Source organism: Actinomadura opuntiae, from assembly GCF_030283205.1.
GTDB lineage: Bacteria > Actinomycetota > Actinomycetes > Streptosporangiales > Streptosporangiaceae > Spirillospora.
The window spans coordinates 168,265-195,071 of the sequence record NZ_JASNWF010000001.1; the positions used below are offsets into that span (position 1 = coordinate 168,265).

The 26,807-nt window shown below is 75.4% G+C and carries 29 protein-coding genes; 11 read left to right on the forward strand and 18 right to left on the reverse strand.

Translation table 11 applies throughout. The features are described 5' to 3' along the window. Position 1 precedes the first annotated feature (1 nt). The 3 genes from QP089_RS01045 to QP089_RS01055 all read right to left on the reverse strand — a co-directional run bounded on the left by QP089_RS01045 (position 2) and on the right by QP089_RS01055 (position 919). Positions 2–244 carry a hypothetical protein gene (locus QP089_RS01045; protein WP_285909207.1) on the reverse strand — a complete coding sequence of 81 codons (243 nt, stop codon included), beginning with the start codon at positions 242–244 and terminating at the stop codon, positions 2–4. Positions 245–506: 262 nt separating this feature from the next. Continuing rightward, positions 507–722: a hypothetical protein gene (locus QP089_RS01050; protein WP_285909208.1), complete on the reverse strand. Its 216-nt coding sequence runs from the start codon at positions 720–722 to the stop codon at positions 507–509. Next, positions 719–919: a hypothetical protein gene (locus QP089_RS01055; RefSeq protein ID WP_285909209.1), complete on the reverse strand. Its 201-nt coding sequence runs from the start codon at positions 917–919 to the stop codon at positions 719–721. The genes QP089_RS01050 and QP089_RS01055 overlap by 4 nt, the downstream gene beginning before the upstream one ends. Positions 920–1,236: 317 nt before the next feature. On the opposite strand from QP089_RS01055, the gene QP089_RS01060 reads away from it, so the two are divergent. Further along, positions 1,237–2,631 (forward strand): helix-turn-helix domain-containing protein, encoded by a 1,395-nt coding sequence (locus QP089_RS01060; RefSeq protein WP_285909210.1) that lies wholly within the window; start codon positions 1,237–1,239, stop codon positions 2,629–2,631. Further along, positions 2,628–3,230, forward strand: a complete 603-nt coding sequence (locus QP089_RS01065) for a YdcF family protein (protein WP_285909211.1) — start codon at positions 2,628–2,630, stop codon at positions 3,228–3,230. The genes QP089_RS01060 and QP089_RS01065 overlap by 4 nt, the downstream gene beginning before the upstream one ends. A gap of 145 nt (positions 3,231–3,375) precedes the next feature. On the opposite strand, the gene cutA is transcribed toward QP089_RS01065, so the two are convergent. The 3 genes from cutA to QP089_RS01080 all read right to left on the reverse strand — a co-directional run bounded on the left by cutA (position 3,376) and on the right by QP089_RS01080 (position 4,611). Next, entirely contained in the window at positions 3,376–3,714 is a 339-nt protein-coding gene (cutA, locus tag QP089_RS01070; RefSeq protein WP_285909212.1) for a divalent-cation tolerance protein CutA, read from the reverse strand. A gap of 103 nt (positions 3,715–3,817) precedes the next feature. Further along, a complete protein-coding gene (locus QP089_RS01075) occupies positions 3,818–4,282 on the reverse strand; it encodes a hypothetical protein (protein ID WP_285909213.1) in 465 nt (154 codons plus the stop codon). A gap of 89 nt (positions 4,283–4,371) precedes the next feature. Beyond that, complete coding sequence (locus tag QP089_RS01080) at positions 4,372–4,611, reverse strand: hypothetical protein (RefSeq protein WP_285909214.1); 240 nt, start codon at positions 4,609–4,611, stop codon at positions 4,372–4,374. Positions 4,612–4,729: 118 nt separating this feature from the next. Between QP089_RS01080 and QP089_RS01085 the strand changes: the two genes are divergently transcribed. After that, on the forward strand, positions 4,730–5,137 hold the full coding sequence (locus QP089_RS01085) for an acyl-CoA thioesterase (protein WP_285909215.1): 408 nt from the start codon (positions 4,730–4,732) through the stop codon (positions 5,135–5,137). Positions 5,138–5,307: 170 nt separating this feature from the next. On the opposite strand, the gene QP089_RS01090 is transcribed toward QP089_RS01085, so the two are convergent. The 3 genes from QP089_RS01090 to QP089_RS01100 all read right to left on the reverse strand — a co-directional run bounded on the left by QP089_RS01090 (position 5,308) and on the right by QP089_RS01100 (position 8,503). Next, positions 5,308–6,273, reverse strand: coding sequence for an ARPP-1 family domain-containing protein (locus QP089_RS01090; protein ID WP_285909216.1), 966 nt, complete (start codon positions 6,271–6,273; stop codon positions 5,308–5,310). Positions 6,274–6,345: 72 nt separating this feature from the next. After that, on the reverse strand, positions 6,346–7,710 hold the full coding sequence (locus QP089_RS01095) for a hypothetical protein (RefSeq protein ID WP_285909217.1): 1,365 nt from the start codon (positions 7,708–7,710) through the stop codon (positions 6,346–6,348). A 91-nt stretch (positions 7,711–7,801) separates the two neighbouring features. Then, the gene (locus QP089_RS01100) at positions 7,802–8,503 is read right to left on the reverse strand and encodes a TetR/AcrR family transcriptional regulator (RefSeq protein WP_285909218.1); all 702 of its coding nucleotides are present in this window, start codon (positions 8,501–8,503) and stop codon (positions 7,802–7,804) included. A 99-nt stretch (positions 8,504–8,602) separates the two neighbouring features. Here QP089_RS01100 and QP089_RS01105 point away from each other — a divergent pair, with 99 nt between their 5' ends. Then, positions 8,603–9,550 carry an ATP-binding cassette domain-containing protein gene (locus tag QP089_RS01105; RefSeq protein ID WP_285909219.1) on the forward strand — a complete coding sequence of 316 codons (948 nt, stop codon included), beginning with the start codon at positions 8,603–8,605 and terminating at the stop codon, positions 9,548–9,550. A 47-nt stretch (positions 9,551–9,597) separates the two neighbouring features. Beyond that, a complete protein-coding gene (locus tag QP089_RS01110) occupies positions 9,598–10,392 on the forward strand; it encodes an ABC transporter permease (RefSeq protein WP_285909220.1) in 795 nt (264 codons plus the stop codon). Positions 10,393–10,448: 56 nt separating this feature from the next. On the opposite strand, the gene QP089_RS01115 is transcribed toward QP089_RS01110, so the two are convergent. Further along, entirely contained in the window at positions 10,449–11,462 is a 1,014-nt protein-coding gene (locus QP089_RS01115; RefSeq protein ID WP_285909221.1) for an EamA family transporter, read from the reverse strand. 132 nt (positions 11,463–11,594) lie between these two features. On the opposite strand from QP089_RS01115, the gene QP089_RS01120 reads away from it, so the two are divergent. Further along, positions 11,595–14,531: a hypothetical protein gene (locus QP089_RS01120; RefSeq protein WP_285909222.1), complete on the forward strand. Its 2,937-nt coding sequence runs from the start codon at positions 11,595–11,597 to the stop codon at positions 14,529–14,531. 132 nt (positions 14,532–14,663) lie between these two features. After that, positions 14,664–15,791, forward strand: coding sequence for a helix-turn-helix transcriptional regulator (locus tag QP089_RS01125; protein ID WP_285909223.1), 1,128 nt, complete (start codon positions 14,664–14,666; stop codon positions 15,789–15,791). Positions 15,792–15,856: 65 nt separating this feature from the next. Here the strand turns inward: QP089_RS01125 and QP089_RS01130 are convergent, their stop codons facing one another. After that, positions 15,857–16,528, reverse strand: a complete 672-nt coding sequence (locus tag QP089_RS01130; RefSeq protein WP_285909224.1) for a CGNR zinc finger domain-containing protein — start codon at positions 16,526–16,528, stop codon at positions 15,857–15,859. A gap of 80 nt (positions 16,529–16,608) precedes the next feature. On the opposite strand from QP089_RS01130, the gene QP089_RS01135 reads away from it, so the two are divergent. Continuing rightward, positions 16,609–17,331 carry an MFS transporter gene (locus QP089_RS01135; protein WP_285909225.1) on the forward strand — a complete coding sequence of 241 codons (723 nt, stop codon included), beginning with the start codon at positions 16,609–16,611 and terminating at the stop codon, positions 17,329–17,331. Between the two features lie 15 nt (positions 17,332–17,346). Next, positions 17,347–17,976, forward strand: coding sequence for an MFS transporter (locus QP089_RS01140; RefSeq protein WP_285909226.1), 630 nt, complete (start codon positions 17,347–17,349; stop codon positions 17,974–17,976). Here QP089_RS01140 and QP089_RS01145 read toward each other — a convergent pair. The 3 genes from QP089_RS01145 to QP089_RS01155 form a co-directional block, all read right to left on the reverse strand. Next, positions 17,930–18,556 carry an ATP-binding protein gene (locus QP089_RS01145; protein WP_285909227.1) on the reverse strand — a complete coding sequence of 209 codons (627 nt, stop codon included), beginning with the start codon at positions 18,554–18,556 and terminating at the stop codon, positions 17,930–17,932. The two genes, QP089_RS01140 and QP089_RS01145, sit on opposite strands and share 47 nt — an antisense overlap. A 502-nt stretch (positions 18,557–19,058) precedes the next feature. Beyond that, positions 19,059–19,262 carry a DUF3040 domain-containing protein gene (locus tag QP089_RS01150; RefSeq protein ID WP_285909228.1) on the reverse strand — a complete coding sequence of 68 codons (204 nt, stop codon included), beginning with the start codon at positions 19,260–19,262 and terminating at the stop codon, positions 19,059–19,061. Positions 19,263–19,318: 56 nt separating this feature from the next. Further along, positions 19,319–20,932 carry a glycoside hydrolase family 10-like protein gene (locus QP089_RS01155; protein WP_285909229.1) on the reverse strand — a complete coding sequence of 538 codons (1,614 nt, stop codon included), beginning with the start codon at positions 20,930–20,932 and terminating at the stop codon, positions 19,319–19,321. Positions 20,933–21,110: 178 nt separating this feature from the next. Between QP089_RS01155 and QP089_RS01160 the strand changes: the two genes are divergently transcribed. Then, complete coding sequence (locus QP089_RS01160; RefSeq protein WP_353070368.1) at positions 21,111–22,004, forward strand: Rv2578c family radical SAM protein; 894 nt, start codon at positions 21,111–21,113, stop codon at positions 22,002–22,004. A gap of 189 nt (positions 22,005–22,193) precedes the next feature. Here QP089_RS01160 and QP089_RS01165 read toward each other — a convergent pair whose 3' ends face one another. Together QP089_RS01165 and QP089_RS01170 are read right to left on the reverse strand one after the other, a co-directional pair. Further along, positions 22,194–22,787 carry an HAD family hydrolase gene (locus tag QP089_RS01165; protein WP_285909230.1) on the reverse strand — a complete coding sequence of 198 codons (594 nt, stop codon included), beginning with the start codon at positions 22,785–22,787 and terminating at the stop codon, positions 22,194–22,196. A gap of 89 nt (positions 22,788–22,876) precedes the next feature. Then, positions 22,877–23,641, reverse strand: a complete 765-nt coding sequence (locus QP089_RS01170) for an NAD(P)H-dependent oxidoreductase (protein WP_285909231.1) — start codon at positions 23,639–23,641, stop codon at positions 22,877–22,879. Between the two features lie 103 nt (positions 23,642–23,744). On the opposite strand from QP089_RS01170, the gene QP089_RS01175 reads away from it, so the two are divergent. Continuing rightward, complete coding sequence (locus QP089_RS01175) at positions 23,745–24,749, forward strand: GlxA family transcriptional regulator (RefSeq protein WP_285909232.1); 1,005 nt, start codon at positions 23,745–23,747, stop codon at positions 24,747–24,749. A 34-nt stretch (positions 24,750–24,783) separates the two neighbouring features. Here the strand turns inward: QP089_RS01175 and QP089_RS01180 are convergent, their stop codons facing one another. Next, on the reverse strand, positions 24,784–25,779 hold the full coding sequence (locus tag QP089_RS01180; protein WP_285909233.1) for a S1C family serine protease: 996 nt from the start codon (positions 25,777–25,779) through the stop codon (positions 24,784–24,786). A 161-nt stretch (positions 25,780–25,940) separates the two neighbouring features. Further along, positions 25,941–26,783: an SDR family NAD(P)-dependent oxidoreductase gene (locus QP089_RS01185; protein ID WP_285909234.1), complete on the reverse strand. Its 843-nt coding sequence runs from the start codon at positions 26,781–26,783 to the stop codon at positions 25,941–25,943. Positions 26,784–26,807 lie beyond the last annotated feature (24 nt).

Below are 26,807 nucleotides of genomic sequence, written 5' to 3' on the forward strand. Positions count from 1 at the left end.
CTCAGACGTTGATCAGTTGGCTCGCGATGTGCATTCGGGGGTCCGGGGCGTCAACAGGCGCGTAGCACTGGCGGTGCTTGCCGGAGATGTCCTTACCGACCCACCAGCGGCGGTCTTCGCAGCGGTAGGCCGCGCCGAGGATCTCGCCGGTGGTCTGGTGGATGAGCAGGAGGAACCGGCCAGTCTCGTCGCCGCGGACGTCGATTGCGTTCTTGGCCAGGTGGCCGCCGGTGGTTGTGCTCATGGCCCCGCCTTCCGAGGGTGCGCGGCGGGCCCGTAGGAAACCGGGGTGACGTAGCCGGCCGGGCCCGCCGCGCGTCGTACGGCGCCGCCACCCCGGGTGGGGTGCTTGCCAGCGGTGCCGCACGTGAAGGGGGCGCGGCGGTGGGCGGGGGCTTGCATCCACCGCCGCGCCTTGCCGCACGCCCGTCCCCTGGCGTCGGGGAGTTCTCCCCCGACGGGCGTGCGGAACTCGAGGAGGACGATCTCGCCGACGGTCGGGGCGTTCATCGCCGCCGCCCGTTCAGCGTGAGGTACAGCTCGGCGGCGCTGATCGCCTGCACGGCGTCGGCGCCGGTGCGGGCCTCGGACACAACGGGCCCGCGGGACGCCCACCACCGCCCGCTCACCTTCGCGATCCGCCAGCCGGGGAACTCGGCCTCCAAGCGCGCCACGAGGTCGCGCTCGTCCGCGTCCTCCGCGGTCCAGGTGGGGGCTGTCATGGCCGCGCCCCCCGGCGCGCGTTCTGCAGGTTCACGTCGACCATCACGGCGAGCGCGTCCTCGCTCGGCGCCTCGACGAGCCGGGCGCCGTGGTAGCCGGGGACGACCGCCCACCACGACCCCGTGGCGTTGCCGTGCCAGTGCGTGATGCCGTCCGGGATGGGCGGGGGCGGGTCGGCGATTGGCGGCATGTCCACCGCTGTGTCGTCGGCGCGCGGTCGGCGCCGGGAGTCGTCGCCGATTTGTGCCGGGCTCAAGCCCGGAGTCGCTACGGTGTGCATTAGCCGGACCTCCGATCCGGTCAGGCCCCGGACCTCCCACTGTGAGCGCAGTGGGCCGGGGCCGTTTTGTCTTTGTGGCGGCGGGCCGAGCGAGCACTAACCCGCTACAAGCAAGTGAATCCATGACGGGTGCCACACAGATAGGTGACAATGGGCGTCACGGGCAGGGTGACAAGCCCCGTGTCACCCTGTCGCCCTTGCCGCCTCAGCCCGCTTTGCGAAGGGTGCGCGACATGAGCGAATCCGACCGGCCCGAATGGGCGGTTCGCCTGCAACTCGAGCGCGAGCGACGCGGCTGGGGAAAATGGGAAACCGCGCGCCGCCTATTCGCGGAGTCGGGCATCATGCATCCCGAGTCCAAACAGGTAAAGGCCCTGGCGAGGCAGATCTCCCGTTGGGAGGCAGGGAAGCACTGCCCCACGGATTGGGCAATCGGCCTCGCCCGGCTGTACGACACCACCCCCGAGGAGCTGTTCCCCTCGCCGCCGGAACAGCCCGCCCGGGGATCGGTGATGCGGCAGCCAGCCGCTCGGCAGCCCGGGGACTGGGGGGAGGTGAGCGAACTGCTGCGCCGGGTCTTCATAAAGCAGAGTGCCGCGTTCGCCGCTATGCCCGCGCTCGGTCGCGGCCCAGGGCACCGCGTCATCCAGGCTCTGGAAATCCTCGGATCCGACCGCCTCGCCGACACCGTGGACGGCCTCGGCGAGCTCATCGACCACTACGCCGGGAGCGTCTGCGCCCTACCGCCCGCCGAGGTCTATGACGAACTGCTGGCGGTGCGGTCGTTCGCCGACCACCTGCGCGAGGGCGCGGGCACGTCCCCGTTGAGTGCCGACCTGGCGCTGGCGTCGGGCTGGCTGTCGCATCTGCTCGCGGTGGCGGCCTGCGACATGGGCGAGCACGCTGCGGCTCGGCTGTGGTGCTCGGACGCCGAGCGCCGAAGCGAGCAGGCGCGGCAGCCGGACCTGGCCGCGTGGTCGGTCCTGACCCGCGCGATGATCGCCTTCTATCAGGGGCACTCGCGGCAGTCGTTGACGCTGTCGGCCAAGGGGCAGCAGATCGCGCCGGTGGGGACGGTCGTCCACGCCAAGCTCGCCTCGCAGGAGATGCGCGCTGCGGCGATGGTCGGCGAGGTCGACAGGATGACCCGGGCGCGGACGCACGCCGCCGCGGCGATCTCCGCGCTGCCGGACGGGATCCCCGAGACGGGCGCCTTCTCCATCGCGCTGGCCGAGGATCCGCCTTACACCGCGACCTCGCTGCTGCTGGCCGGGCGCTCGCGGGAGGCGGTGGCCGCCACCGGACGCGTGATCCAGACCGTCTACCGCCCCGAGCGGCGCCAGCGCGGCGAGCATCCGTCCGGGTACGCGCGCTCGCTGTTGATTCTCGGGCTCGCGCACGCCGAGACGCGCCAGCTCGACCAGGCCGTCGCGGCGGGGTACGACGCTCTGGCCGGCAGCCGTCCGGCGTGGCCGACCATGGTCCTGGCCGGGCGGCTCGATAGGGTCCTCAGCCAGAACTTCGCTGGCGCCCGCCAGGCCGAGGACTACCACGCCCGGTATCTGGAGGCGTGCAGCCTCCCGGCCGGGGGCGCCGGCCAGCTGGCCGCCCCCGACGAGGACGTATGACCGACGACATCACTTCCGAGCAGATCCCCGACATCACCCGCTTCGTGGACGTCCAGGCGCCGCCGCCGGACAGCGAGCCGACAGCTTGCCTGCTGTTCGGGACCAACCAGGTCCCGCCGGTCGACATCGCCGCCGGGCTCTACCATCGGGGACTCGCGCCGCTGATCATCGCGACCGGCGGCGTCAACCGCCACAACGGGATCATCGAGGGGCAGGTGTTCCGCGAGCTGCTGCTCGAACGCGGGGTGCCTGAGGACGTCATCCGCGTCGAGGACCGGTCGGCCAACACCTGGCAGAACGTCGAGTTCTCGCTGCCCTTCGTGCGCGAGGCGCTGGCCGCCGGGCTCCGGATCACGGCGGTGTCCAAGTGGTACCACCGGCGGGCGATCCACGTGCTGAAGACCGTGGGGGGCGACGTCGGGCCGTTCTACGCGATCGGTTGGGATCCCATCTACGCCGGCCGTCCGGTCACCCGGCAGGACTGGCCGGAGATCCCGGATGGCAGGCGCCGCGTGATCCGCGAATGGCGAGAAGTCTCGGCTCGTGTCGCCGATGGCAGTTTCGCCGCGCTCGAACAGGCCAACGGCGCCTGGCGGTGACCGCGGCCGTATGCGTCGAGGGGCCCGCCTCGGGGGCGGCGCGCGGCTATACGGGTGTTGACGCTCGGCTGCGCGCTCGCTCAGGTGGGCTCACCCGGCCGTCATCTTCCGGATGGCCGGCCGCGCGGATTCGGGCGGCGGCAGGTCAGGACGATCGCTCCTGCGCTGTCTCCCGCGCGAGCCAGTCCAGAAACCCCTTCGAGCCACCGGCGATCTCGATGTACATGAGCTCGGGGTTGTCCCAGGGGTGCCTTTCCCGGAGCAGTGCTTCGAGCTCGGCGTAGCGGCGGCTGGTGGTGCGTAGGGTGACCTGCCACTCTTCGCCGCTGCCGAGTTCGCCGAGGTGCCAGAACACGTTGCCGGCGGGGCCGAGCACCTGCCCGCCCGCGGCGAGGTGCGAGGACACTGCGGCTTGGAGCAGTTGCATGCCGGATTCGCGGTCGGGTGTGGCGGTGAAGACGAGGAGAGGCCGGGTGTTCGCCATGCGGCGGACCCTACCTTTCGGGCTGCGCCAAGTACCGCGTATGGTCCAGACGCCACGACGCCCTCCCCGGCCCGCGCCGAGGAGGGCGTCGTTGTTCGCGTCTTCAGCTAGCAGTCATCTTGCGGACGGCCGCGACCATCTTGGCCCGTGCGTCCTTCGACGTGAACTTCTGGTCGCGGGCGGTCCAGGCGAGCACGAACCGGCCGACCTGCCGCCAGTCCCCCAGCTTGCGCATCTCCTTCGTCCAGTGCGCCGCGGTGGCCGCGTCGCCGAACTCGTACACCGAGACGGCGTCGGTGGTGATGAGCTGCACGCAGCCCTTCCCGGTGCTGCCCTTCTTCGCCGCGCAGGCTCCGGTGTTGTCCGTCGGGTTGGGCAGGGGGTACAAATCGGCGAGCCGGGTCACGATCGTGCGCGCGGTGGGCGCCGGTGAGCTCTTCGGCGCGGCCGACTGCGTCTTGCTGGCACTGGAGGGGGCCGCCTTCGGGGTGTCCTTGCTGTTGCAGCCGGCGGCGGTGATGGCGACAGCAGCGAGGGTGGCCGCGAGGCCGATGCGGTACAGGTGCACGTGCTCTCCGTCTGAGATGGGGGGACGTGCCTGGGACGTGTAGTGGCCACATCGCGGTTCACGGCGGCAAGGACGGTGTCACCGATTTGTTACAGCGGGGGCGGTGGTTTCCCGGCGCTGATCCAGGCGGCCATTGCGGCGCGGTAGCGGGCGGGGTCGCCGGCGGAGGCGCGCCAGGCGGCGCGGCGCGCGAGGTACAGGGCGCGGTATCGGGCGTGGAGCCGGGCGCGCCGGACGTCCGGATCGGTGAGGAGGACCGGCGGCGCGTCGGTGGCGGCCGCCGGTCCTCCTTTCCCGCCCGGTGTGGGCGAGGTACCAGGGGTGATCACGCTGCGTGCCCGGTCTGGGGTCCGCCTGGGCCCGAGGGCACATGCGGGGCACAACGACCGTCTCCACCCGGATCCATCGGGTAACACTGAGAAACGGCGTCTTCCCAGGTCAGACGGGGTGCGCGCGGATCTTCGCAGGTCAGATCATGCCTGCACGCACTATCTCTTCTACTACGACGTGGCGTTGACGGAGTTGTGGCGCGCGGCGGTGTGCGGGCCGGAGGAGATGGTGGCCGCGGGGTACGACCTGGTGGTGGCGGAGGCGCGGATCCGGTACCGGGAGGGCGCGCGGTTCGACGACCTGCTGGACGTGGAGATGCCGGTGGCGCACCTGGGCACGACCAGCATGGTGGTGCGGCCGCGGTTCCTGGTGGAGGGGCGGCTGATGGCCGACGGGGAGGTGCGGCACGTGTTCATCGACCCGGGCTCCAAGACCAAGCGGGAGATGCCCGGGGACGTGCGGGCGGCGCTCGCGCCGTACCTGCAGGAGACGGGACAGGCGGCCGGCACCGGGTCAGGCTCATGATCGCCTGGCGACGTTACGAGCGTCGTGCGAGATCCGAACGTGGAATCCGGGGTTTCGCCTGACGGGTCCGGCTCAGTTCCCGTGGGTCCGATTCAACTGGGTGGGGGCCGCCCGGGGCAACCCCTTTTTCCGGGGCGGCCCCGGGGCGGTCGGTCCCCGGGCGGGCGGGTTCAGTGGGCGAACAGGGAGGCGTAGACGGTGCGGTCGCCGTCGGCGACGACCTGTCCGGCCAGGTGCGGGCCGGTGACGGTGGACAGCCGCAGGTCCAGGTACCGTTCCTCCTCCTGCAGCTCGACGGGGCCGTCCGGCAGGGGCCATTCGGCGATCTCGGCGAGGCGGGCGGCGCGGTCGCGGTCCAGGGCGCCGCGCAGTTCGGCCAGGTTCGACGCCTCGAAGGGGACGGCGGGGTCGTGCGGGCCGGGCGGGGCGGGTTCGGCGCGCCAGGCGGCGACGCCGTAGGCGAAGCAGACCAGCGCGGTCCACATCTCGGCGAAGTAGGCGGGGTCGGGGCAGATCTCCAGGCCGGCGAACCGGCCGGCGACGAAGAACAGCGCGCCGACCTGCCCCGGCAGGGGTTCCAGGCGGCTCTGGAACTGGGTGAGGACGGGCCGCTGGCGCGACAGGATCTGCTCCAGGTGGCCGCGGCGGGGCAGCCCGCAGCGGTGGTTGAGGTCGGCGATGTCGTCCCAAAGCTTGGCGTAGCCGTGCACGCCGCGCAGTTGCAGGGCGCGGGCGCGCAGTTCGCCGGGCAGCACGAAGAACCACTGGTCGCGTCCGGCCAGGTAGCCGCCCTGGGTCTGCTGGACGCAGCAGGCGTCCTCGAACAGCAGGCGCTGGCCGGGCCCGAGGAACGCCGAGCGGCACAGCGCGTGGTTCTGGGCGGCGTCCTGGACGTAGCCGAGGTGCAGGGGGACGATCGCGACGCCGGTGGCGGCGCCGTTGCGCAGTTCGAGGCGTCCGTAGCCGGTGACGCGCGACAGCTTCAGCCCGGTGCGGGGCGGGACGAAGCCGGGGCGGGCGGGGCCGGAGATCGGCACCATGGTGAGCGCGCCGGCCTGCTGGGGGGTGCCGAGGCGGTGCCCGGCGAGGCTGAGCGGGCCGGGGACCAGGGTGTCGAGCGCCGTGGTGGCGGTCATGCGGTGCTCTTTCCTGTCGTGCCGGACGGGCCCCGGCCCCGGACGGAGGGTGCGGGTGCGCGGGGGCGGGGGTCAGGCGGCGAGGGCGGTGGTGAGGTCGGTGGCCTGCCGGTCCAGGGCGTCCAGGCGGGCGTGCAGGGCGGCGCGCAGCCAGGGCCGTCCGGCGGGGCAGTGCGCGAACATCCAGGGCAGCAGGGCGGTGAAGTCGTCCTGGTGCCAGAATCCGCGCTGCGGCAGGGACGGGTCGGGGCGGCGCAGGGTCAGGTCGTCGGCGCCGGTGAACAGGGCGTGGCAGAACACCACGGGGGTGGTGACGCCGGCGCGCGGGAGGGTCGCGGTGAGGCGGGCGAGGTCGCCGGGGAACAGGTTCTCGTAGCCGTCGGAGACGACGGCGACCAGGTCGGGGCCGGTGCCGAGGGCGTCCAGGACGCCGGTGGCCAGGTCGGTGGCGCCGCGCGGGGCGCGTTCGTCGCCGCCGACCTCGATGACCTCGAGCCGGTCGCAGACCTGCGCCAGCAGCATCCGCAGCGCGGCGGCCTGCGACAGCACGGCCCATTCGCGTTCGCCGTAGCCGCGCATGGACGCCGAGGCGTCCAGGACGAGCGCGACGGTGCCGGGGAAGCGCGGGAAGGCGCGGGCGGCGTCGTCGAGGTGGCGGCCGAGCGCAGCGTACAGGTCCTCGGCGGGGCCGCCCCGGTACAGGTGGACCAGGGCGGCGGCGATGTCGCCGCGGTTGGTGGCGGTGACGGTCCCGGGCCGCCGGCCGGGGGCGTCGAGGGCGAGGGCGGGCTCGGCGGGCAGCGGCCGCCCGGCGCCCGCGCCGGCCGCGGTGCCCGTGCCGGTCGCGGTGCCGGTCGCGGCGGCGTAGAGGGCCTGGACGCGGTCGGGGGCGGCGGCGGGGACGGCGAGGAAGCGCAGCAGGCGGCGGCGCAGGTAGTCCGAGCCGGTGTCGCCGCCCTCGATGCGGCGGGCGCAGCCGCGGGCGGCGGTCTTGCCGAGGGCGTGCTCGAAGCAGTCGAGCAGGGCGGGGCGGCGCGCGGCGATGAGGGTGTCGGCGTCGGGGTGCTCGAGCACGAACCGCAGCACGGCGCGGGTGGTGTGCTTGTGGTTGGCGCGCAGCCGGCGCAGGGCGAGCAGGGCGGTGATGACGTGCGCGGGCGGCAGCGCCAGGGTCAGGACGCGGGTCAGGCGCGCGAGGGTGTCGCGGGTGGGGGCGTCGAGGCCGGCCTGGGTGGCGGCGAGGGTCTGCAGCAGGACGCGGGCGCGCTGCCAGGGCAGCGCGCCGGGGATCAGGGCCAGCAGGGCGTAGTGCTCGGGGCCGGCGGCGTGGGCGGCGCGGTGCAGGTCCGCGTCGTCCCAGCGCAGGGTGCCGCCCCGCGGCAGGGTGAGCGGGGTGTCGTGGGTCTGCAGGTGGGCCAGGAACGTGGGGGTGTCCATGATTGTTCGCCTCCGCAATCATGGAGTCTAGGAACGCCGCGGAGCGTCTCGACACCTATTTTCCGGCGGCGGCCGCGTGCGCGGCGGTGTCCTAGCTGTCCTGCGGGGGCTCGGCGGCGGGCTCGGGTGCGGTTTTGGGGGCGTAGTCGCCGATGCCGTGTTCCAGCAGGTCGAAGACGCGGGCGGCGGAGGCGTAGACGTCCTCGCGCATCTCGGCGAGGGTCTCGCCGGCGGTCTTGCGGGCGGCGATCTCCTCGATGAGGACGCCCTGGGCGGCGTAGATCATCGCGGCGACGGCGCGGGGGGTGATGTCGTCGGGGCCGGCGCCGGTGTCCTCGGCGAGCAGGTCGGCGAGGACGTCCTTCATCTGCTGGCCGAGCTCGCGGGAGCGGGCGGTGAGGGCGGGGCTGTCGCCGACGGTCTTCAGCCAGACCTCCGAGCCCTCGTGGAAGGCGGTGCGGTAGGAGCCCTCGTCCAGGCCCTCGAAGAAGCGGCGGCGGAACACCGCGACGACGCCCTCGCCGGGGCGGCGGTCGCGGAAGGCGCGGCCGGCGGCCTCGACCATCTCCTCCTGGCGGTCGAAGAACAGGTCCTCCTTGGTCCTGAAGTAGTTGAAGACGGTGTTGACCGACACGTCGGCGGTGCGGGCGACGTCGGCGACGGTGACGTTGTCGAAGCCGCGGGTGATGAACAGCCCGGTGGCGATGTCGGCGATGCGGCGGCGGGTCTCGCGCTTCTTGCGCTCGCGCAGGCCGAGCGCGGGTTCGGGGCGCCGGTCGATCTCCTCTCCCATGCCCGGAATCCTACCTTCGCTGGTGTCACTGAAAACTTGGTGTGACTGCAAATTTGTGGTTACTCTATCGACAGTCGTTCACCCCCACCGGAGGTCATCGTGATCGAGGCACGCGGGCTCGCCCGCACCTTCACCGGCAAGCACGGGACGGTCGAGGCCGTGCGCGGCGTGGACCTGTCGGTGGCGCCCGGCGAGATCGTCGGATTCCTCGGGCCCAACGGCGCCGGGAAGACCACCACGCTGCGGATGCTGACGACGCTGCTGGCCCCGACCGCCGGCACCGCCGCGGTCGCCGGGCACGACCTGCGCGCCGACCCGGGCGGGGTGCGGCGCCGCATCGGGTACGTCGCGCAGGGCGGCGGCACCGACCCGTCGGTCCCGGTCGGCGAGGAGCTGGACCTGCAGGCCCGCCTGTACGGGGTGGACGGCCGGGCCGGGCGGATCGCCGAGCTGTGCGCGCGGCTGGAGCTGCGGGGCTTGGAGGGGCGGCCGTGCGCGGCGCTGTCGGGCGGGCAGCGCCGCCGGCTGGACATCGCGCTCGGGCTGGTGCACCGTCCGCCGCTGCTGTTCCTGGACGAGCCGACGAGCGGCCTGGACCCGCACAGCCGCGGGAACCTGTGGGACCACATCCGCTCGATGCGCGCCGAGGACGGCACGACGGTGTTCCTGACCACCCACTACCTGGACGAGGCGGACGCGCTGTGCGACCGGCTGCTGATCATCGACCGGGGTCGGATCGTCGCGGCGGGCACGCCCGCCGAGCTCAAGCGCCGCGTCGCCGGCGACGTGGTGACGCTGGAGCTGGCCGACCCGGCGGTCACGGCGCCGGCCCGCGAGGCGTTGTCGCGGCATCCGTCGGTGCGGGAGGCGGTGGTCAGCGGCGGCGCGGTGCGGCTGACCGTCGAGGACGGCGAGCGGCAGCTGATGAGCCTGGTGCGGGCGCTGGACGCCGCGGGGGTGGAGCTGGCGTCGCTGAACCTGGCCCGTCCGAGCCTCGACGACGTGTTCCTCACCGTCACCGGCCGCTCCCTGCGCGACGCCGCCTGACCCGCGCGCCCCGCCCGTCCCCGTTCCGAGACAGAAGGAGTACCGCAATGTCCATGACGATGTCGTTGCCGGCGTCGCTGGCGCGGACCGCCGCCGACACCCGGCTGGTGTTCGGCCGGTATCTGCGCCAGACGCTGCGCAGCAAGGTCGCGGTGGTGTTCGGCGCGATGCAGCCGCTGCTGTACCTGGTGCTGTTCGGGCCGCTGCTGTCGCGGCTGGTGGACGTGCGCGGGTTCGGCGCCGGCAACGCCTGGCAGGTGTTCGTGCCGGGTGTGCTGATCCAGCTCGCGCTGTTCGGCGCCGGGTTCGTCGGGTTCGGGCTGATCGGGGAGCTGCGGTCGGGGGTGGTGGAGCGGCTGCGGGTGACGCCGGTGAGCCGCACCGCGCTGCTGCTCGGCCGGGTGCTGCGCGACACCGTCATCGTGGCGTTCCAGGCGGTGATGCTGGTGGCGGTCGGGCTGGTGCTGGGGCTGCGCGCGCCGGCGGGCGGCATCGCCGTCGGGCTGCTGTTCGTGGTGTCGCTGGCGGTCGCGGTCGCGTCGCTGTCGTACGTGCTGGCGATGCGGACGCGCAGCGAGGACGCGTTCGCGCCGCTGCTGTCGGCGGTGACGCTGCCGCTGATGCTGCTGTCGGGGATCCTGCTGCCGATGAGCCTGGCGCCGGGCTGGCTGGACGCGGTGTCGCGGTGCACGCCGTTCCGGTACGTGGTGGATGCGGCGCGCGCGGCGTTCCTGGGCGACTACGCCACGGCGGCGGTCGCCGAGGGCGCGCTGGTCGCGGTGGTGCTGCTGGTGGTGTCGGTGTGGCTGGGCGCCCGGCGGTTCCGCGCCGAGAACGCTTGACCTGCACGGGCGGCCAACACGGGCGTCCGGCGCGAACGTCCGGCGCGGATCCGGGGTCAGTTCGGGGCGTCGGCGGCGCGCGGCAGGCCCCGGTTCGCCGGTGCGGTTCCCGCCGCGCCGGCGACCGGGGCGTCCGGTGCGGTGGCGGCGCGCTGGGCGATGTAGGCGCCGGCCAGGACGATGGCGCCGCCGGTCAGCTGCGCTGCGGTGAGGCGTTCGCCGAGGACCGCCCAGGCGATGAGGGTGGCCGCGACCGCCTCGGTGTAGCAGATGGCGCCGCCGACCTGCGCCGACAGGCGGTGCAGCCCGGCGATCCCGGTGAGGTAGGCCAGCACGGTGCTGACCAGCGCGATCCAGGCGACCAGCGTCCAGCCGGGCGCGGTGCTCCCGGCGATGGGGACGGCGGCGGCGAGCACGTCCCAGGGCAGTGCCCACGGCGCGGCGGGCACGGCCAGCGCGGCCGCGGCGACGGCGCTGCCGGCGGTGGTGATGACCAGCGGGTCGACGCGTCCGGCGAGCCGGTCGACCAGCAGGAAGTAGGAGGCCTGGCAGGCGGCGGCGCCGAGCCCGGCGGCCAGGCCGAGCGGGTCCAGGCGCAGGCCCGTCCACACCTGGACGACCAGCGCGAGCCCCGCCATCGCGACCATGACGCCGATGGCGGCGGTGCGGTGCACGGGGGCGCGGCGCACCAGCCGCAGCCAGGCCAGCACCATGACCGGGCCGGTGAACTCCAGCAGGATCGCCACCCCGACGGGCAGCCGGGACGCGGCCAGGTAGTAGCAGGCCTGGCATCCGGCGACGCCCGTCAGCCCGTACAGCGCAAGCCAGCGGAGGTGGGGGCGCAGTTGCGGGCGCAGGGGCCGCGCGCCTTTCCGGGCCCGTACCGCGAGCACGATGGGGATCAGCGCCGCCGCGGACACGGCGATGCGCAGCCACACCGCCTGCAGCGGGTCCAGGCCGCCTTCGATGAGCGCCTTGCCGAACGGCCCGGACGCCCCGAAGCACACCGAGGAGAACACCGCGAGCGCGACGCCTTGCGCACGGGTGCGCGCGGCCGCGTTCCCGCCCATCGCCGCTCCCCTCGTCCGCTAAGGAGCATCGTGCCATAACACTCATTACATGGCGAGGGCATTGCGGCACCCCGCTACCGTGCTGAACCCGACATGCCGGACACTCCGCCGGGGAGGACTACTATTCGCCGGGTGAGCTGGCAGGGGGCCGGGGCGGGACCCGGCGGGACGGGAGGCGGCCCGGGCGCGGACCTGTTCGCGGCGGTCGAGGGCAACGTGCGCGAGCTGGTCGCCTCGCCGTGGTGGCGGACCGCCCAGCCGCAGGACCGCGCCGGGCAGATCGCCGCGCGGATGCTGTGGGGCGCCGGGGAATGGTGGCTGTTCGGCGCGTGGGGCCGCTGGTACCGGTGCGGGCTGGACGGCGCCTGGCACCCCTCCCCTCCCCCGCCCGACTTCGAGGACCGCCGCGTCGCGGTCCCGGCGCCGCGCGGCGCCGGCACCCCGCCCGTCCCGCCGCAGCTGTACCCGACCGGCCCGGACCTGTCGGCCGGGCGCGTCGCGCCGCTGGGGTTCCTCGGGCCGGTGCCCGACACCGCGGTCGTCGCGCGGATCTCCCAGGCCATCACCACCGCACTCGCGGTCAACCCGCAGCAGTTCGCCCAGCGCGACCCGATGTTCCAGCCCGGCACGCCCAGCACCATCGCCGCCGCGTGGGGCGCGCTGCTGTGGTGCGCGGGCTCCCCGGTCGTGCTGACCGAGCACCCGCTGATCGAGTCGTTCATCCCGTTCCTGACCACCTCGGCCGACCGGCTGCACTGGATGATGCCGCCGGACTTCGCCACCCTGGCCGGCTACTACGTCCACCGGCTCGGCGCCGGCGACGGCGGCGGCGCCGCGCACATCGCCCGGGTGATGTACGAGGTCGCGGCGGGGCTGCAGGCCGATCCGCGGTTCCGTCCCGGCGCCGACGCGCTCGCCGCGGTGACGGCGGCGTCGCTGCGGATGGTCAACCAGGACATGGCCACCGTCCGGTACGGGCCCGAGGCGATCGTGCAGGAGTGGCGGCGCCGCTGCCCCGCCGAGTTCGCCACCCCGATGGTCCGCGACACCGCGCCCGGGGAGTACCTGCGGCTGGCCCTGTACGACCTGCAGGAGATCGTCCACGGGCTGAGCGGGCCGCGTCCGGCGGCGGGCGGCCGCAGCCACGACGAGGTCCGCCGCGCGGGGATCGCGGTGCTGGCCGCCGACCTGCAGGCGGCGCCGGGCGCGCTGCCGGCGCTGCAGCGCTGGCTGGACCCCGACAGCGCCCGCACGCTGCAGGCGGTGCTGGGCGACCCGGCCCATCCGCTGCGGGCGCTGTGGCCGCGCGACGGGCGGCTGCCGGACGCGCTGCGCCGCGACGACGCCGACGCGCTGGCCGCGCTGCTGGCCACCACCTACACGATCGGGCTGACCTGGTGCCGGCTGGCGCAGGTGCCGCCGCCGGCGACGGGGTTCGCGGTGCCGCAGGCGGTCGCGGCGGAGCTGACGTCCCCGGCGATGCACAGCCCGCCCTCGACCGACGAGCTGTCGGCGTGGGACATCATCAAGGCGGCCCGCGCGCACATGGCGGCCGACCGCGCCTCCGCGGGCGTCGACCGTCCGGTCGCGCCGGTCCCGGAGCCGGCGCAGGACGCACCGGGCCCGCCGCCGGCCGTGGCGCCGGTGGAGCCACCCTCGGCCCCGCCACCGGTCGCGTCCTCGGCCCCGCCGCCGGTCGCGCCGCCGGGGCCGCCGGGGCCAGGGCGGGCGCATGGGGCCGATCCGGCGATGCCGCCGCCGGCGCCGTCCGACCCGTTCGGCGTCCGCGCGCAGGCGCAGGCCCCGCCTCCGCCGCCCGGCCCTGCGCCGTCGACGGGGCGGGACGAGCGGCCGGGGCGGGGCGAGGGGCCGGGGATCGGCAACCCGCTGGGCTCGGACGTCCCGCCGCCCAGGATCGCGCCGCCTCCCCCGCCGGCCGCCGAGCCGCGTCCGCCGGGCCGTCCGGAGCCGGCACCCGAGCCCGCGCGGCCGGCTCCGGCGCCGGCGGAGGAGCCGCGGTGGCCGTCGGAGCCCGAGGCGCCCGCGTATGCGCCGGCGACGCAGCTGGACACCGACGCGTTCCGCACCATGCTGGACCAGGGTCCGGCGTGGCCGGGTGCGCCGATGCCGCCGTCCGCGCCCGCTCGTCCTGCGGCGGGTCCGGTGCAGCCGCCGGTGGCGGCGCCCGCGGTGCAGCAGCCGGATCTGCCGCCGCCTCCGGTGCCGGTGCCCGAGCCGGTCCCGCCGGCGCCGCCCGCGCCGGTGCCGGACTCGAGCCCGCAGATCGCCGAGGCGTACGGGATCCGGTTCCTGTGCGGCGCCGACGACATCGGCCGGGTGGTGACCGAGGTGCGGCGGCGCGGCAAGTGGGCGCGGCGGCTGCGCGGGCAGGAGGTGTCGAGCGCGTCGGCGCCGGCGCTGCTGCTGATCGGCGCGCCGTCCAGCGGGCAGCGGCGGCTGGCGCGGATGGTGGCGCGGGCGCTGGCGGAGGTCGAGGCCTCCAGCGGCGAGGTCCACTCGGTGCACGCCGAGGATCTGCGCGACGCCGGCCCCGACGGGCTGCGGGCGGCGCTGGACGAGCACGCCGGGCACGTGCTGCTGCTGGACGGGCTGGACGGGCTGATCCTGGACGAGGCGCAGGGCGCGGGGTACGCGTCGGTGTTGTACCGGGCGCGGCTGGAAGGCGTCAACGACACCGCGCTGCTGGGCACCTGCGAGCCCGACCGGGTCGGGGAGCTGTCGGCGGCCTCCCCGGAGCTGGTCACCGATCTCCGGGCGGTGCGGCTGCCGGACCTGTCGGACGGGCGGGCGCGGTCGGCGCTGGTCGGACTGCTGGCCGAGGAGCGGTCGCTGCGGCTGGGGTCGGACGCGTGGGCGGTGGTGGAGCGGGAGGTCGCGGCGCTGCGCGGGCGCGGGCGGCTGACCGGTGCGCGGCTGGTGGAGGCCTACCTGGACCGGGCCGCGACGCGGCATCTGGGCAACGCCGAGGCGACGCAGGCGATCGGCAGCGCGCTCACGCTGACGGCGGCGGACTTCGAGGGGCTGGCGGCCGAGCTGTCGGGCCAGTGACCCCGCCCGCCCTGTCGGGCCAGTGACCCCGCCCGCCCACCTGGTGCGCGAGGGGCGGGAGCCCTTGTCTCGCGGGGGTTACAGCCGTCTTCGGCGCCGCATAATGTCGGTGGGCGCGGTCACGATGGGTGTGTGGAGCATGTCGATCGTGTGGACCGGTTGCTGGCGCTGGTCGCGGAGCTGCGCGCGGCCTCGCCCGAGCCGCTGGAGCCGCGGGAGCTGGCGGCGCGGCTGGAGGTCAGCGAGCGGACGGTGCGCCGCGACCTGGAGCTGCTGACGCACGGCGGCCTTCCGGTGCGGGCGCGGGGCCGCCGCGGGTACGTGCTGCCGGCGCCCGCGGAGCCGGATCCGTTGAGCGAGGTGGCGTCGCTGATGGGGCCGGTGCGCGACACCCTCGCCGAGGCGGTGCGGCGGCGCCGGGTCGTCCGGCTCGCCTACACCGACCGGTCCGGTGCGCGCAGTTTCCGGGACGTGGAGGCGCACGGCCTGGTGACCGCCCCCTACGGGGAGTACCTGGTGGGGTGGTGCCTGATGCGCGACGGGCCGCGGATGTTCCGGGTGGAGCGGGTGGGCGCGGCGGTGCTGTCGGGCCGCGGCGCGGACGTGCGGGATCTGGACGGGCTGCTGGCGGCGCTGCGGGTGCCGGTGCCGCGTCCGGCGGCGGAGGCGGGGCCGCGCGGTCCGGCGGGGGCGGTGCGGGCGCGGGCGTGGACGCTGGACCGGCTGGAGCTGGTGCGGTCGCGGCTGCGGGACGCGGCGGCGCAGGTGCGCGGCGGTGGTGAGGGCGCGGCGGCGCTGCGGGGCGTGCTGGGGCATCTGGCGGAGTGGACGCGCTGGCAGCTGGCGGCGGTGCGGGCGGCGGCGACGGGCGAGGAGCCGGTGCTGGAGGGGCGCCGTCCGGCGTTCCCGGCCGAGTTCGACCGGGAGCTGCCCTATGACGCGCGGGAGCGGATGATCCAGGACGCGATGGCGCTGCGGTCGCTGGGGGATCTGGTCCGCGACCTGAACCAGGTGCTGGAGGCGGCGGCGCACTGGGCGGCCGACTGCGACGACGCGCTGTGGGAGCAGGAGCTGCCCGATCCGCGCCCGTACGGGCCGCCGGGGCCGCCGCGTCCGCTGGCCGATCTGCTGGCGGGCTGGCGGGGGCCGCTGGCGCACATCGAGTGGCATCTGGACCGGCTGACCGACGAGCCGCCGCGGCCGCTGTCGGAGGACGAGGAGGAGCTGTGGGTGGTGGACCGCTGCCCGCTGCAGGCGTGACCGCGTGACCTGGGTGACCTGGGTGACCCGGGTGGGCGCCGCGGGGCCGGCGCGGGGTCGGCGGGTCAGGCGCGGGCGTGCAGGGCGCCCTTCTTGGCGCGGTTGCCGCAGGTGTTCATGGAGCACCAGCGGCGGGTCCCGGGGCGGGAGGTGTCCAGGAACAGGGCGCCGCAGCGCTCGCCGGCGCAGGCGCGGACGCGGTCCAGGGCGGTGGAGGCGACCAGGTCCAGGGCGTCGCGGGCCAGGACGGCGAGCATCGCGGTGACGGGTTCGTCGGCGTGGTGGCGCAGCCGTCCCGAGGCGTCCAGGGCGGGGACGGGCACGGGGCGGGCGGCGGCGGTGTTGACGGTGGCGCGGGACGCGGCGTCGCAGCGGGCGGGTCCGCCGTCGCGGGCGGTGGTGACGAGCCGGTGGATCGCCTCGCGCAGGGCGCGGGCGGCGAGGAGGTCGGCGGCGTCGGCGCGACCGGCCTCGCGCGCAGCGGTGCCGGTGCCGGTTGTGCCGGTGTTGTCGTCGTAGGGGCCGAACTGGCGGATCCAGGCGTCCAGGGCGGCGGGGTCGGCGAGTTCCTCTTCCGCGTCGGGGCCGCCGCGGTGGCGCAGGGTGCGGATGAAGTCCAGGCAGAGCCGCCCGGCGCCCTGCCTGAACGCGGCGGACGTGGCGGTCTGCGCGGACGTGGCGGTCTGCGCGGACGTGGCGGTCTGCGCGGACGTGGCGGTCTGCGCGGAGGGGGCCATGGCGTCGAGCATAGCCGCGAACCGGTTTAACTGGTACGGTCCTGAACCGGTATAACCGGTTCGTCTTCTGCGAGGTGCCCGTGCCCCCGTCCCCCGACAGCCCCTCCCCCGCCGGCTGCTCCCCCGACGCGCCGTCCCGAGACGCCTCCGCCGGGGCGGCCGGTGAGGTGGTGCTCGGGCGGCGGATGATCTGGTTCCTCGCGTTGACGTGCGGGGTGACGGTGGCGAACATCTACTTCCCGCAGGCGCTGATCCCGCTGATCGCCGAGGGGCTGCGGGTCCCGGACGGCACGGCGGCGCTGGCCGCGACGTCCGCGCAGCTGGGGTACGCGGCGGGGTTGTTCCTGCTGGTGCCGCTCGGGGACCGGGTGCCGCACCGGCGGCTGATCGCGGTGCTGACGGCGCTGACCGGCGCGGGGCTGCTGGCGGCGGGGCTGGCACCGGACGCCCCGGCGCTGGTCGCGGCGGGTGCGCTGGTGGGCGCGACGACGTGCGTCCCGCAGGTCGTCCTGCCGATGGCGGCGGGGCTGGCGGGCGAGCGGCGGCGCGGCGCGGTCACCGGCACGCTGCTGAGCGGGCTGCTCGGCGGGATCCTGCTGGCGCGCGCGTTCGGCGGGGTGGCGGGCGCGCAACTGGGGTGGCGGGCCCCGTATCTGATCGCGGCGGTGCTCGCGCTGCTGCTGGCGCCGGTGCTGGCGGTGGTGGTCCCGGTGACGGCGCCGGTGTCGCGGCAGCGGTATCCGCGGCTGCTGGGCGAGGCGGTGCTGCTGCTGCGACGCGAGCCGGACCTGCGGCGCTCCTGACTGTACCAGGCGGCGATGTTCGGCGGGTTCAGCGCGGCGTGGACGGCGGTCGCGCTGCTGGTCAGCGGTCCCCGGTACGGGCTGGGCGCGCAGGCGGTCGGGCTGGTGGCGCTGGTGGGCGCGGCGAGCGTGGTGTGCACGCCGGTCGCGGGGCGGATGGTGGACCGCGCGGGTCCCGACGCGGTCACGCCGGTGTGCGCGCTGGCGGTACTGGCCGCGGCGGCGGTCCTGGCGGCCGGGTCGGCGGGCGGTGCCGCGGGGATGGCGGCGCTGGTGGCGGGGATGCTGCTGCTGGACGCGGCGGTGCAGTCGGGGCAGGTCGCCAACCAGGCGCGGATCTTCGCGCTGCGGCCGCAGGCGCGTGCGCGTCTCAACACCGCCTACATGACGTGCTCGTTCCTGGGCGGCAGCGCGGGGTCGTGGCTGGGGGCGGCCGTGTACGGCCGGTTCGGGTGGACGGGGGTGTGCGCTCTGGTGGCGTTGCCGGCGGGGCTGGTGGCGGTGGCGGCCGCCCGGCGCGTCCCGCGCCGCCGCGCCGGCGACGTCGCCCGGCCGCCGGTCTCGCCCGCGGCCCGGCCTTCCGTACCGGGGCCGGTGGTCAGCGGTGAGGAGGAGGAGCCGCCCGCAGCCCGGCGTCGGCAGTGACGGGCACGGAGACCGGCGGTGCGGTTGCGGTGGCGGGGTGTTGGCCGTTCAGGCGGTTCAGGTCGCGGGTGAACCAGACGGTCTTGCCGGCCGGGTGGGTGCGGGCGCCGAAGCCGGTGGCGAGCGCGGCGACCAGCAGCAGTCCGCGGCCGGCCTCGGACCAGTCGAGGCCGCGGGGCGCGGCGGGGGCCGGGTCGGGGGGCGCGGCGGGGTCGGCGTCGCCGACCTCGCCGGTGAGGCGGGCGCCGTCCAGGCGCAGCGCCAGGCGGACGGGGCCGGTGCCGTGCACGACCGCGTTGGTGACCAGTTCGTCGACCACCAGGACGATGTCGTCGATGTCGGCGGGGTCGGTGACGTGCCAGGCGGCCAGTGCCCGCACGGTGAGGGCGCGTGCGCGCGCCGCGGTGCGGGGGTCGTCGGGCAGCTCCCATGCCTGCCATGGCGCGGCGCCCGGGTCGTCCCGCAGCGGGGCGCGTTCCCCGACGGCGCCGCCGGGGCAGGTCGCCTCGCCCCTGCCGGTCGTTTGGATGCTGGTTGTGTCGGCGCTGGTTGTGTCGATGCCGGACCCGTCGGCTCCCACGTCCCCGTCTCCTCACCGTTGGCGGTGCGCGGGCCGGGTGCGGCGCCGGGTGTTCCCCGTCCCGGCCGCCGGTTCCGGCTTTCTGCGCGTCGGTTCATCTTCAGGGACGCATCGGGCGCGGCGGCGGTGCACGGGCGCAGGCGATCCTCACCCGCGGGTGAGGTGATGGTGGACACGCGGGCGGCCCCGGTGGAATGAGCAGGGTCCGGTTGCCGTTATGGTGGGTGGCGTCGGTGTGGCATGTGTCCCCCGGGCTCTACACAATGCCTTCGGGGAATACCGCCGGTCCGTACGGTCCGGGCTGGAACTCCGTTGTGCCTTTCGCCGTGAGGCGACCACCACACCGGCTCAGTCGCCGAGGCCCCGGCGAGATCTCATCTCGCCGGGGCCTCGGCGTTCGCATGCCCGGGGGTGTGTCCGGCCGTCCGCGGTCAGGCGGCGGGGTGTCCGGGGCCGCGCGCGGCGGGCGGGGGCCGGCCGGGGCGGCGGGCGGCGGCGGGGGTCACTGCAGCAGAGCGGCGGCGATCGCGGCTCCGATGGCCGCCAGGACGACGACGACGGCGACGGCCGTCGCGGTGATCACGCGGGCGCGGCGGCCGCGGGGGGCGCCGAGCCGTGCCAGGCGGCCGGCCAGCCGCGGGTCGTCCTCGCTCAGGCGGACCTCGATCTGGGTGAGGATCCGCTGCTCCTCCATCGACAGCGCCATGCTCAATACCTCCGGGGGGCGGGCAGTGCTGTGTTCTTCCCCACAGAGCATGATCATTATCCTTCGGCGGCGGTAACCGTTGCGCCGCGCGCGGGGGCGCTCTCGTGGTGGAGGCGGTCCAGCGCGGTGACGTAGTAGGTGTAGGAGCGGCCGGGCTTGGCGGAGGGGTCGATGACGCCGCCGCCGCGCACGTCGCCGATCAGCCGGGCGCGGTCGACGGGGGCGCAGGCGGCGGCCTTGCCGTCGACCCGGTACACCGCGTAGGAGGCCGCGTCCTGGGAGGGCCGCCACTGCACCCGGACGCCCTTGCGGTCGGGGGCGGCGCGGGTGTCCTGGACGGGCGGCGGGGCGTGGCCGCCGCGTCCGGCGACGGCGGGCGGGATCGCGGGGCGGGAGTAGTGGTCGTCGCGGACGCGGGCGGCGAACCCGCGGCGGTTGGCGGCGATGTCGGCGGCGCTGAAGAACACGTCGCCGCGGACCTGCGGGTACCGGCGGTTGAGGGTGAGGTGGCGTGACAGTTCGGCGGGTTTGCGCCAGGCGCCGGCCTCGCCGACGCGGTAGCCGGCCTGCCCGATGGTCAGTTGCACCCGGGTGCCCTGGACCTGGCCGGCCCACCAGGCGACGAGCGCGGCGTAGTCGGCGCGGGCGTCGCCGATGGGCCAGTACAGCTGGGGGGTGACGTAGTCCAGCCAGCCCTTCTTGATCCAGCCGCGGGTGTCGGCGTAGATGTCGTCGTAGCTCTGCAGGGCGCTGGTGGGCGAGCCGTTGGGGTCGCTGGAGCGGTTGCGCCACACTCCGAAAGGGCTGATGCCGAACCGCACCCAGGGTTTGGCGCGGTGGATCTGGTCGGAGAGGGTCTGGACGAGGGTGTCGACGTTGCGGCGCCGCCAGTCGGCCTTGGACAGTCCCTTGCCGTAGGTCTTGTAGGCGGCGGCGTCGGGGAAGTCGCCGTCCTCGGGGTAGGGGTAGAAGTAGTCGTCGAAGTGGACGGCGTCGATGTCGTACTTGCCGACGACGTCCAGGACGGCCTTGGTCGCCAGGTCGCGGACCTGCGGCAGGCCGGGGTCGTACCACAGGCCGCCGCCGTACTTGCGGACCCAGTCGGGGTGGCGGCGGGCGGGGCTGTTCGGCGCGAGCTTCTTCAGGTCGTCCTGGCGGCTGACGCGGTAGGGGTTGAACCAGGCGTGGAACTCCAGGTTGCGGGCGTGCGCCTCCTTGAGCATGAACGCCAGGACGTCGTAGCCGGGGTCCTTGCCCTGCTTGCCGGTGAGCCACTGCGACCACGGCTCGTACGGGGAGGGGTAGAAGGCGTCGGAGTCGGGGCGGATCTGCACGAACACCGCGTTCATGTTCATCGCCTTGGCGGTGTCGAGCAGCCGGGTGAACTGCTTCTTCTGGGTGGCGGGCGGCTCGCCGGGCTCGGCGGGCCAGTCGGTGTTGCCGACGGTGGCGATCCACATGCCGCGCACCTGGCGGGACGGGCCGTCCCCGGCGGGCGCGGCGATCTTGGGGCATTCGGGGTCGGCGCCGGCGGTGACGGGGCCGGCGCGGTCGCCGTCGTCGCCTCCGCCGAGGACGGGCACTCCGCAGCCCGCCGTCGCGCCCGCCACCGCGCCGGCGGCCAGTACCGCCGCGGCCGCCCGGATCCGCGTCCCCGTTCGCCATGCCATAGCGAGCCATTGTTACGCATCCGTTGCGGTGGTTCGGACGGAACGCCGATGTCCGTGTGATGCCTCACGATGCCGCCGCGCCCCTTTCGTCCCCGGAGCCCACGTCGTTGCGATCTTCGAACACGCGTTCCATACTGGGCGGACGCGTAGATCGTTCACATGTTCGAGAGGGGGCGGGGTGCGCTGGGATCACCTGCGGCTTTCCGGGGACGACGCCGACGGCGGCGGGGACGGCGGCGGGGCCGTCCCGCTGATCGAGCGGCGGGCGGTGGCGCGGACGTTCGACACGCCGGAGTTCCGCGGGACGACCTTCTACGAGATCCGGGCCCGGTCGGTGATCAACGCGGTGCCGAAGGCGTCGCGGATGCCGTTCCGGTGGACGATCAACCCCTACAGGGGCTGCACCCATGCATGCGCCTACTGCTTCGCGCGCAAGACGCACGAGTATCTGGGCCTGGACGCGGGCGCGGACTTCGATTCGCGGATCGTGGTGAAGGTGAACGCGGCCGAGCGGGTGCGGGCGGAGCTGGCGGCGCCGCGGTGGCGGGGCGAGCACATCGCGATGGGCACCAACGTCGACTGCTACCAGCGCGCGGAGGGCCGTTACCGGCTGATGCCGGGGATCCTGGCGGCGCTGCGGGACGCGGCGAACCCGTTCTCGGTCCTGACCAAGGGGTCGCTGATCCTGCGGGACCTGCCGCTGCTGCAGGAGGCGGCCGAGCGCACGCACGTGAGCGCCGCGGTGTCGGTGGGGTCGCTCGACCCGGATCTGTGGCGGCTGGTGGAGCCGGGGACGCCGTCGCCGCGCAAACGGCTGCAGGTGTGCGCGCGGCTGAACGAGGCCGGGATCGGCTGCGCTGTGCTGATGGGCCCGGTGATCCCCTACCTGTCGGACTCGCCCGCGCAGCTGGAGACGGCGGTGCGGCAGATCGCCGAGGCGGGCGCGACGTCGGTGTCGGCGATCACGCTGCATCTGCGTCCCGGCGCGCGCGAGTGGTTCCTGGCGTGGCTGCGCGAGCACCATCCGGAGCTGGTGGTTCCCTATGCGCGGCTGTACGGGTCGGGTGCCTAAGCCCCGGCGGAGTACCAGCGGCGGGTCTCGGCGCGGGTGCGGGACCTGGCGGCCCGCTACGGGGTGGGCGGGGGCCGCCGCGCGGCGGCGGATCATCGCGGGTCCGCCGCTCCCCCGCCGTGCGCGCCCGGCCCGCAGCAGCTGTCGCTGCTGTGACCCGCGGCGGGCGCGGGGTTCAGAGGGCGGGGGTTAGAGGGCGAGGTCGTGGCGGAGTTGGGCGGGGGTGGTGAACAGGAAGGCGCGCAGGCCGGCGGTGCGGGCGGCCTCGACGTTGGCGGGGCGGTCGTCGACGAAGGTCAGGTCGGCGGGGGCGGCGCCCAAGCGGGCGGCGACGTGCTCGAAGATCGCGGGGTCGGGTTTGGCCAGGCGCAGGTCGGCGCTGAAGAAGCGGTGGCGGAACACCGCGGACCAGGGCGCGGCCTCGATGTGGCGGGCCATCTCCAGGGGCGCGTTGGACAGCAGCGCCAGCGGGACGCGGCGGGCGTCCAGGTCGCGCAGGATCTGCAGGGTGCCCTCCTGGAGGTGGGACCACATCTCCAGGTCGAGGCGGACCAGGTCCTCCAGCAGGGCGGGGGTGGCGGCGCGGCCCAGGCGGCCGCACAGCTCGCCCCAGTATCCGGCGGCGTCGACGGTGCCGAGGTCGTAGGCGTCGCGGCCGCTCCAGTACAGCTCCCAGAACGCGGCGGGGTCGGCGCCGGCGGCGGCGGCGGCCAGGCGGGCGGCGGCGTCCTCGGGCGGGGTGCGGCAGACGACCTCGCCGTAGTCGACGATCACCCATTCCATCACGGCCCCCTGGCGTCGATGTTCGCTTCACCATGTTTCTAACACATGTTGCGGTTGTTCGAACATATGGAGGGTTCGGTGGGGTCGGGTCAGGTGCGGTGGACGGCGAGGTCGGTGCGTCCGGGCGCCAGGTGGGGGCGCAGGACCAGGTCCTCGTCGTAGCCGCCGCCGCGTTCGGGCCGGTAGCCGATGGGGTCGGCGGTGGGCAGGGCGGTGAGGCGGTCGTCGAGGCGGGCGGCGGCGCGGGCGCGCTCGGCGGGTCCGGCGCGGTCGGCGCCGGTGACCACCAAGGGCGGCAGGACGTCCATGCCGGCGTAGAACAGGGTGCCGTGCAGCACGGGGAACAGGACGTCCTCGGCGTCGCCGTGCAGGCCGCGGGGGCCGAGGCCGGTGCCGCGGGCGCCGGCGGTGGTGACGACCAGGGCGCGGCGTCCGGCCAGGCCGCCGTCGCCGTAGCGGCGGGGGCGGCCCTGGTCGTCGTGGACGCCGAAGGCGTAGCCCTGCACGAACACCCGGTCGAACCAGCCTTTGAGGATGGCGGGCATCCCGTGCCACCACAGCGGGAACTGCAGGACCAGCGCGTCCGCCCAGGCGAGCTTGTCGTGTTCGGCGCGGATGTCGGGGGCGAGCGCGCCGGCGGCGCGGGCGCGGTCGGTGGCGGGGCCGAGGCGCAGGGGCTCGCGGGGGTCGTGGGCGACGTCGGCGGGGCCGGCGACGGGGTTCCAGCCCATCGCGTACAGGTCGGACTGGCGGACGCGGTGGCCCAGGCGGGCCAGGGTCGCGGTGCCCTGGTCGCGCAGGGCGCCGTTGAGGGAACGGGGTTCGGGGTGGGCGAACACCCACAGCACGTTCATCGCGTGTGCTCCTTTCGCTGGATCGCGGTCCGGGTTCGATGCTGCCGGGCGGGGCGGACCGGTCACGAGTGGCCGGTGGGCCATCATGTGCAAGGATCGGGCCATGAGCGGGGTTGCGGACGGCGGGCCGCACCGGGTGGCGGTGCTGGTGCGCGACGGTGTGCTGCCGATGGAGCTGGGGATCGTGCACCAGCTGTTCGGGCGGGCCGTGTCGGCCGGCGGGCAGCGGCTGTACGAGGTGGTGTCGTGCGGGGTCGCGGCGGGGCCGGTGCGCACCGACGCCGATTTCCAGGTGGAGGTGCGCAGCGGGCTGGAGGCGCTGGAGGGTGCGGGGACGGTGGTGGTGCCGGCCTCCCACGAGGTGGACGAGCGCTGCCCGCAGGAGGGCCCGGTCCCGGCGGCGCTGGCGGCGGCGCACCGGCGCGGCACGCGGATCGCCTCGATCTGCACGGGCGCGTTCGTGCTGGCGGCGGCGGGGCTGCTGGAGGGGCGGCGGGCGGCGACGCACTGGCTGTCGGCGGACCGGTTCACCGCGATGTTCCCCTCGGTGCGCCTGGACCCGGCGGTGCTGTACGCCGACGAGGGCGGGGTGCTGACCTCGGCGGGCGAGGCGGCGGGCATCGACCTGTGCCTGCACATGATCCGCCGCGACCACGGCGCGGCGGTGGCGGGCGACGTCGCGCGCCGCACGGTGGTGCCGCCGCACCGGGAGGGCGGTCAGGCGCAGTTCATCGCGCGTCCGGTGGCGGCGCCGCGGGAGTCCTCGACGGCGCCGGCACGGGCGTGGGCGCTGGAGCGGCTGGAGCAGCCGGTGACGCTGGCGCGGATGGCGGCGCGGGCGTCGATGAGCGTGCGGACGTTCACGCGGCGGTTCCGGCAGGAGACGGGGGTGTCGCCGGCGGTGTGGCTGACCGCGCAGCGGGTGGAGCGGGCGCGGCGGCTGCTGGAGGAGACCGATCTGCCGGTGGAGCGGGTGGCCGAGCGGTCGGGGTTCGGGACGGCGGCGTCGCTGCGGGCGCATCTGCAGGCCGCGGTGGGGGTGTCGCCGTCGGCGTACCGGGCCACGTTCCGCGGCCCCTCCCCTGCCGCGGAGCGTCCCGCGGGGTGACCGGCCGGGACGCGGGTCACGCGGGTCAGGCGGGTCAGGCGGGTTCGGTGTCGGTGAGCTCGGTGGGTTCGGCGATGACGTCGACCATGGCGCCGTTGCGCACCACGGTGATGGGCAGGGGCCGTCCGATGGCGCCCTCGAACATCAGCCGCTGCAGCGACTGGGCCTGCGAGACCGGGTGGCCGGCGGCGGTGAGGACCAGGTCGCCGCGGCGCAGCCCGGCCCGGTCGGCGGGGCTGGCGGGGACGACCTCGGCGACGCGCAGCGCCTCGTCCTGGCCGGTGCGGGCGCGCAGCGCCGCGGGGACCGGGACGGGCGCGGCGACCAGGCCGAGGTAGGCGCGGCGGACGCGGCCGTCGCGCATCAGCGCGGCGATGATGCGGCGGGTGGTGGCGTTGATGGGGACGGCCAGGCCGAGCCCGGCGCCGGCGACGGCGGTGTTGACGCCGACGACGCGGCCGCGGGAGTCGGCCAGGGCGCCGCCGGAGTTGCCGGGGTTGAGGGCGGCGTCGGTCTGGATGACGTCCTCGATGACGCGGGCGGTGCCGCCGCTGCGGGCGGGCAGCGACCGGCCGAGACCCGACACCACCCCGGCGGTGACCGAGCCGGCCAGGCCGAGGGGGTTGCCGACGGCGACGACGAGTTGCCCGACGACCAGGCGGTCGCTGTCGCCGAGGGTCGCGGGTCCGGGGACGGCGCCGTCGGCGCGGACGACGGCCAGGTCCGACAGCGGGTCGGTGCCGACGACGGTGAACTCGGCGGTGGAGCCGTCGGCGAACGCGGCCTGCCCGCCGGTCGCGGCGCCGACGACGTGGGCGTTGGTCAGCAGGAACCCGTCGCCGGTGAACGCGACGGCGGACCCGGCTCCCTCGCCGCGGCGGTGGCGGACGCGCAGCGCCGCGACGCGGGGGGTGAGTTCGCGGGCGACGGCGGACACGGTGGCCGAGTAGGCGTCCAGGGCCCGTTCGCCGGCCCGTTCGTCCAGGGCTTCTTCGTCGCGGGGTTCGGGGTCGCGGGGTTCGGGGGACATCGCGCACCTCCAGATGATTACAACATTACCGCGCAACATCCGAAGGTGGCTGTTTGTTTCCGCGCCCCCGTCCAGGCCTCAGGGGGACGGGCGGCACTCCTCGCGCAGGATGCTGTAGAGCACCTCGTCGCCGGCCGCGCGAACGCGCCGCGGCCCGCGGGTCAGCGCAGGGTGGACAGGCCGCCGTCGACGTGCACGACCTGCCCGGTGACGTAGGCGGCGCGGTGCGACAGCAGGAACACCGCGACGTCGGCGACCTCCCACGCGCTGCCCTGGCGGCGCATCGGGATCAGCGCGGCGACCTGCTCGCGGGTGGCGTTGCCGCTGGAGGCGTCTCGGCCCATCACGGTGTCGATCAGCCCGGGCGCGACGACGTTGGCGCGCACGCCGCGCCCCGCGCCCTCGGCGGCGATGTGGCGGACCAGCCCGGTCAGCCCCGCCTTGGACGCGTCGTAGGACGGCGACCGCGAGCCGGGCTTGGTGCCGGCCAGCGACCCGATGAACACCATCGCGGCACCGGCGTCCAAAGCGGGCAGTGCGGCCTTGCCGACCAGGAACGGGGCGCGCAGGTTCACCTGCAGGACCCGGTCCCAGTCGGCCAGGGCGGTGCCGGCCAGGCCGTACCCGACGCCGATCCCGGCGTTGAACACCACCCCGTCCAGCCCGCCGAGCTTCTCGGCCGCGTGCGTGACGACGCGGTCGCAGGACGCGGGGTCGGTGACGTCGGCGACGACGACGTGCGCCCGGCCGCCCTCGGCGGCGATCATGTCGGCGGTCGCGCCGGCGGCGTGCTCGTCGACGTCGGCGCAGGCGACCTCGGCGCCCTCGCGGGCGGCGGTGACGGCGATGGCGCGGCCGTTGCCGACGGGGGCGTCGGGATCGGGACTGGGGCGGGTCCCGGCGCCGACGACCAGGATGCGGCGGCCGGGCAGCAGCGGCCCGCCGGCCTGGGCCGGGCGCGGGGAGGGGTGCGCGGGGGGACGCGGCGCGGAGGGGTCGGGCATGCCCGGCACCGTAGCCGACCCGCC

Excerpts from the sequence above, each read along its gene's own strand:
- QP089_RS01155 (WP_285909229.1), bottom strand. The coding sequence starts at position 20,932 with ATGGCATGGCGAACGGGGACGCGGATCCGGGCGGCCGCGGCGGTACTG.
- QP089_RS01115 (WP_285909221.1), bottom strand. The coding sequence starts at position 11,462 with ATGGGCGGGAACGCGGCCGCGCGCACCCGTGCGCAAGGCGTCGCGCTC.
- QP089_RS01110 (WP_285909220.1), top strand. The coding sequence starts at position 9,598 with ATGTCCATGACGATGTCGTTGCCGGCGTCGCTGGCGCGGACCGCCGCC.
- QP089_RS01050 (WP_285909208.1), bottom strand. The coding sequence starts at position 722 with ATGACAGCCCCCACCTGGACCGCGGAGGACGCGGACGAGCGCGACCTC.
- QP089_RS01185 (WP_285909234.1), bottom strand. The coding sequence starts at position 26,783 with ATGCCCGACCCCTCCGCGCCGCGTCCCCCCGCGCACCCCTCCCCGCGC.
- QP089_RS01065 (WP_285909211.1), top strand. The coding sequence starts at position 2,628 with ATGACCGACGACATCACTTCCGAGCAGATCCCCGACATCACCCGCTTC.
- QP089_RS01130 (WP_285909224.1), bottom strand. The coding sequence starts at position 16,528 with ATGGCCCCCTCCGCGCAGACCGCCACGTCCGCGCAGACCGCCACGTCC.
- QP089_RS01165 (WP_285909230.1), bottom strand. The coding sequence starts at position 22,787 with ATGGAATGGGTGATCGTCGACTACGGCGAGGTCGTCTGCCGCACCCCG.
- QP089_RS01095 (WP_285909217.1), bottom strand. The coding sequence starts at position 7,710 with ATGGACACCCCCACGTTCCTGGCCCACCTGCAGACCCACGACACCCCG.
- QP089_RS01180 (WP_285909233.1), bottom strand. The coding sequence starts at position 25,779 with ATGTCCCCCGAACCCCGCGACCCCGAACCCCGCGACGAAGAAGCCCTG.
- QP089_RS01150 (WP_285909228.1), bottom strand. The coding sequence starts at position 19,262 with ATGGCGCTGTCGATGGAGGAGCAGCGGATCCTCACCCAGATCGAGGTC.
- QP089_RS01175 (WP_285909232.1), top strand. The coding sequence starts at position 23,745 with ATGAGCGGGGTTGCGGACGGCGGGCCGCACCGGGTGGCGGTGCTGGTG.
- QP089_RS01090 (WP_285909216.1), bottom strand. The coding sequence starts at position 6,273 with ATGACCGCCACCACGGCGCTCGACACCCTGGTCCCCGGCCCGCTCAGC.
- QP089_RS01140 (WP_285909226.1), top strand. The coding sequence starts at position 17,347 with ATGTTCGGCGGGTTCAGCGCGGCGTGGACGGCGGTCGCGCTGCTGGTC.
- QP089_RS01060 (WP_285909210.1), top strand. The coding sequence starts at position 1,237 with ATGAGCGAATCCGACCGGCCCGAATGGGCGGTTCGCCTGCAACTCGAG.
- QP089_RS01100 (WP_285909218.1), bottom strand. The coding sequence starts at position 8,503 with ATGGGAGAGGAGATCGACCGGCGCCCCGAACCCGCGCTCGGCCTGCGC.
- cutA (WP_285909212.1), bottom strand. The coding sequence starts at position 3,714 with ATGGCGAACACCCGGCCTCTCCTCGTCTTCACCGCCACACCCGACCGC.
- QP089_RS01170 (WP_285909231.1), bottom strand. The coding sequence starts at position 23,641 with ATGAACGTGCTGTGGGTGTTCGCCCACCCCGAACCCCGTTCCCTCAAC.
- QP089_RS01045 (WP_285909207.1), bottom strand. The coding sequence starts at position 244 with ATGAGCACAACCACCGGCGGCCACCTGGCCAAGAACGCAATCGACGTC.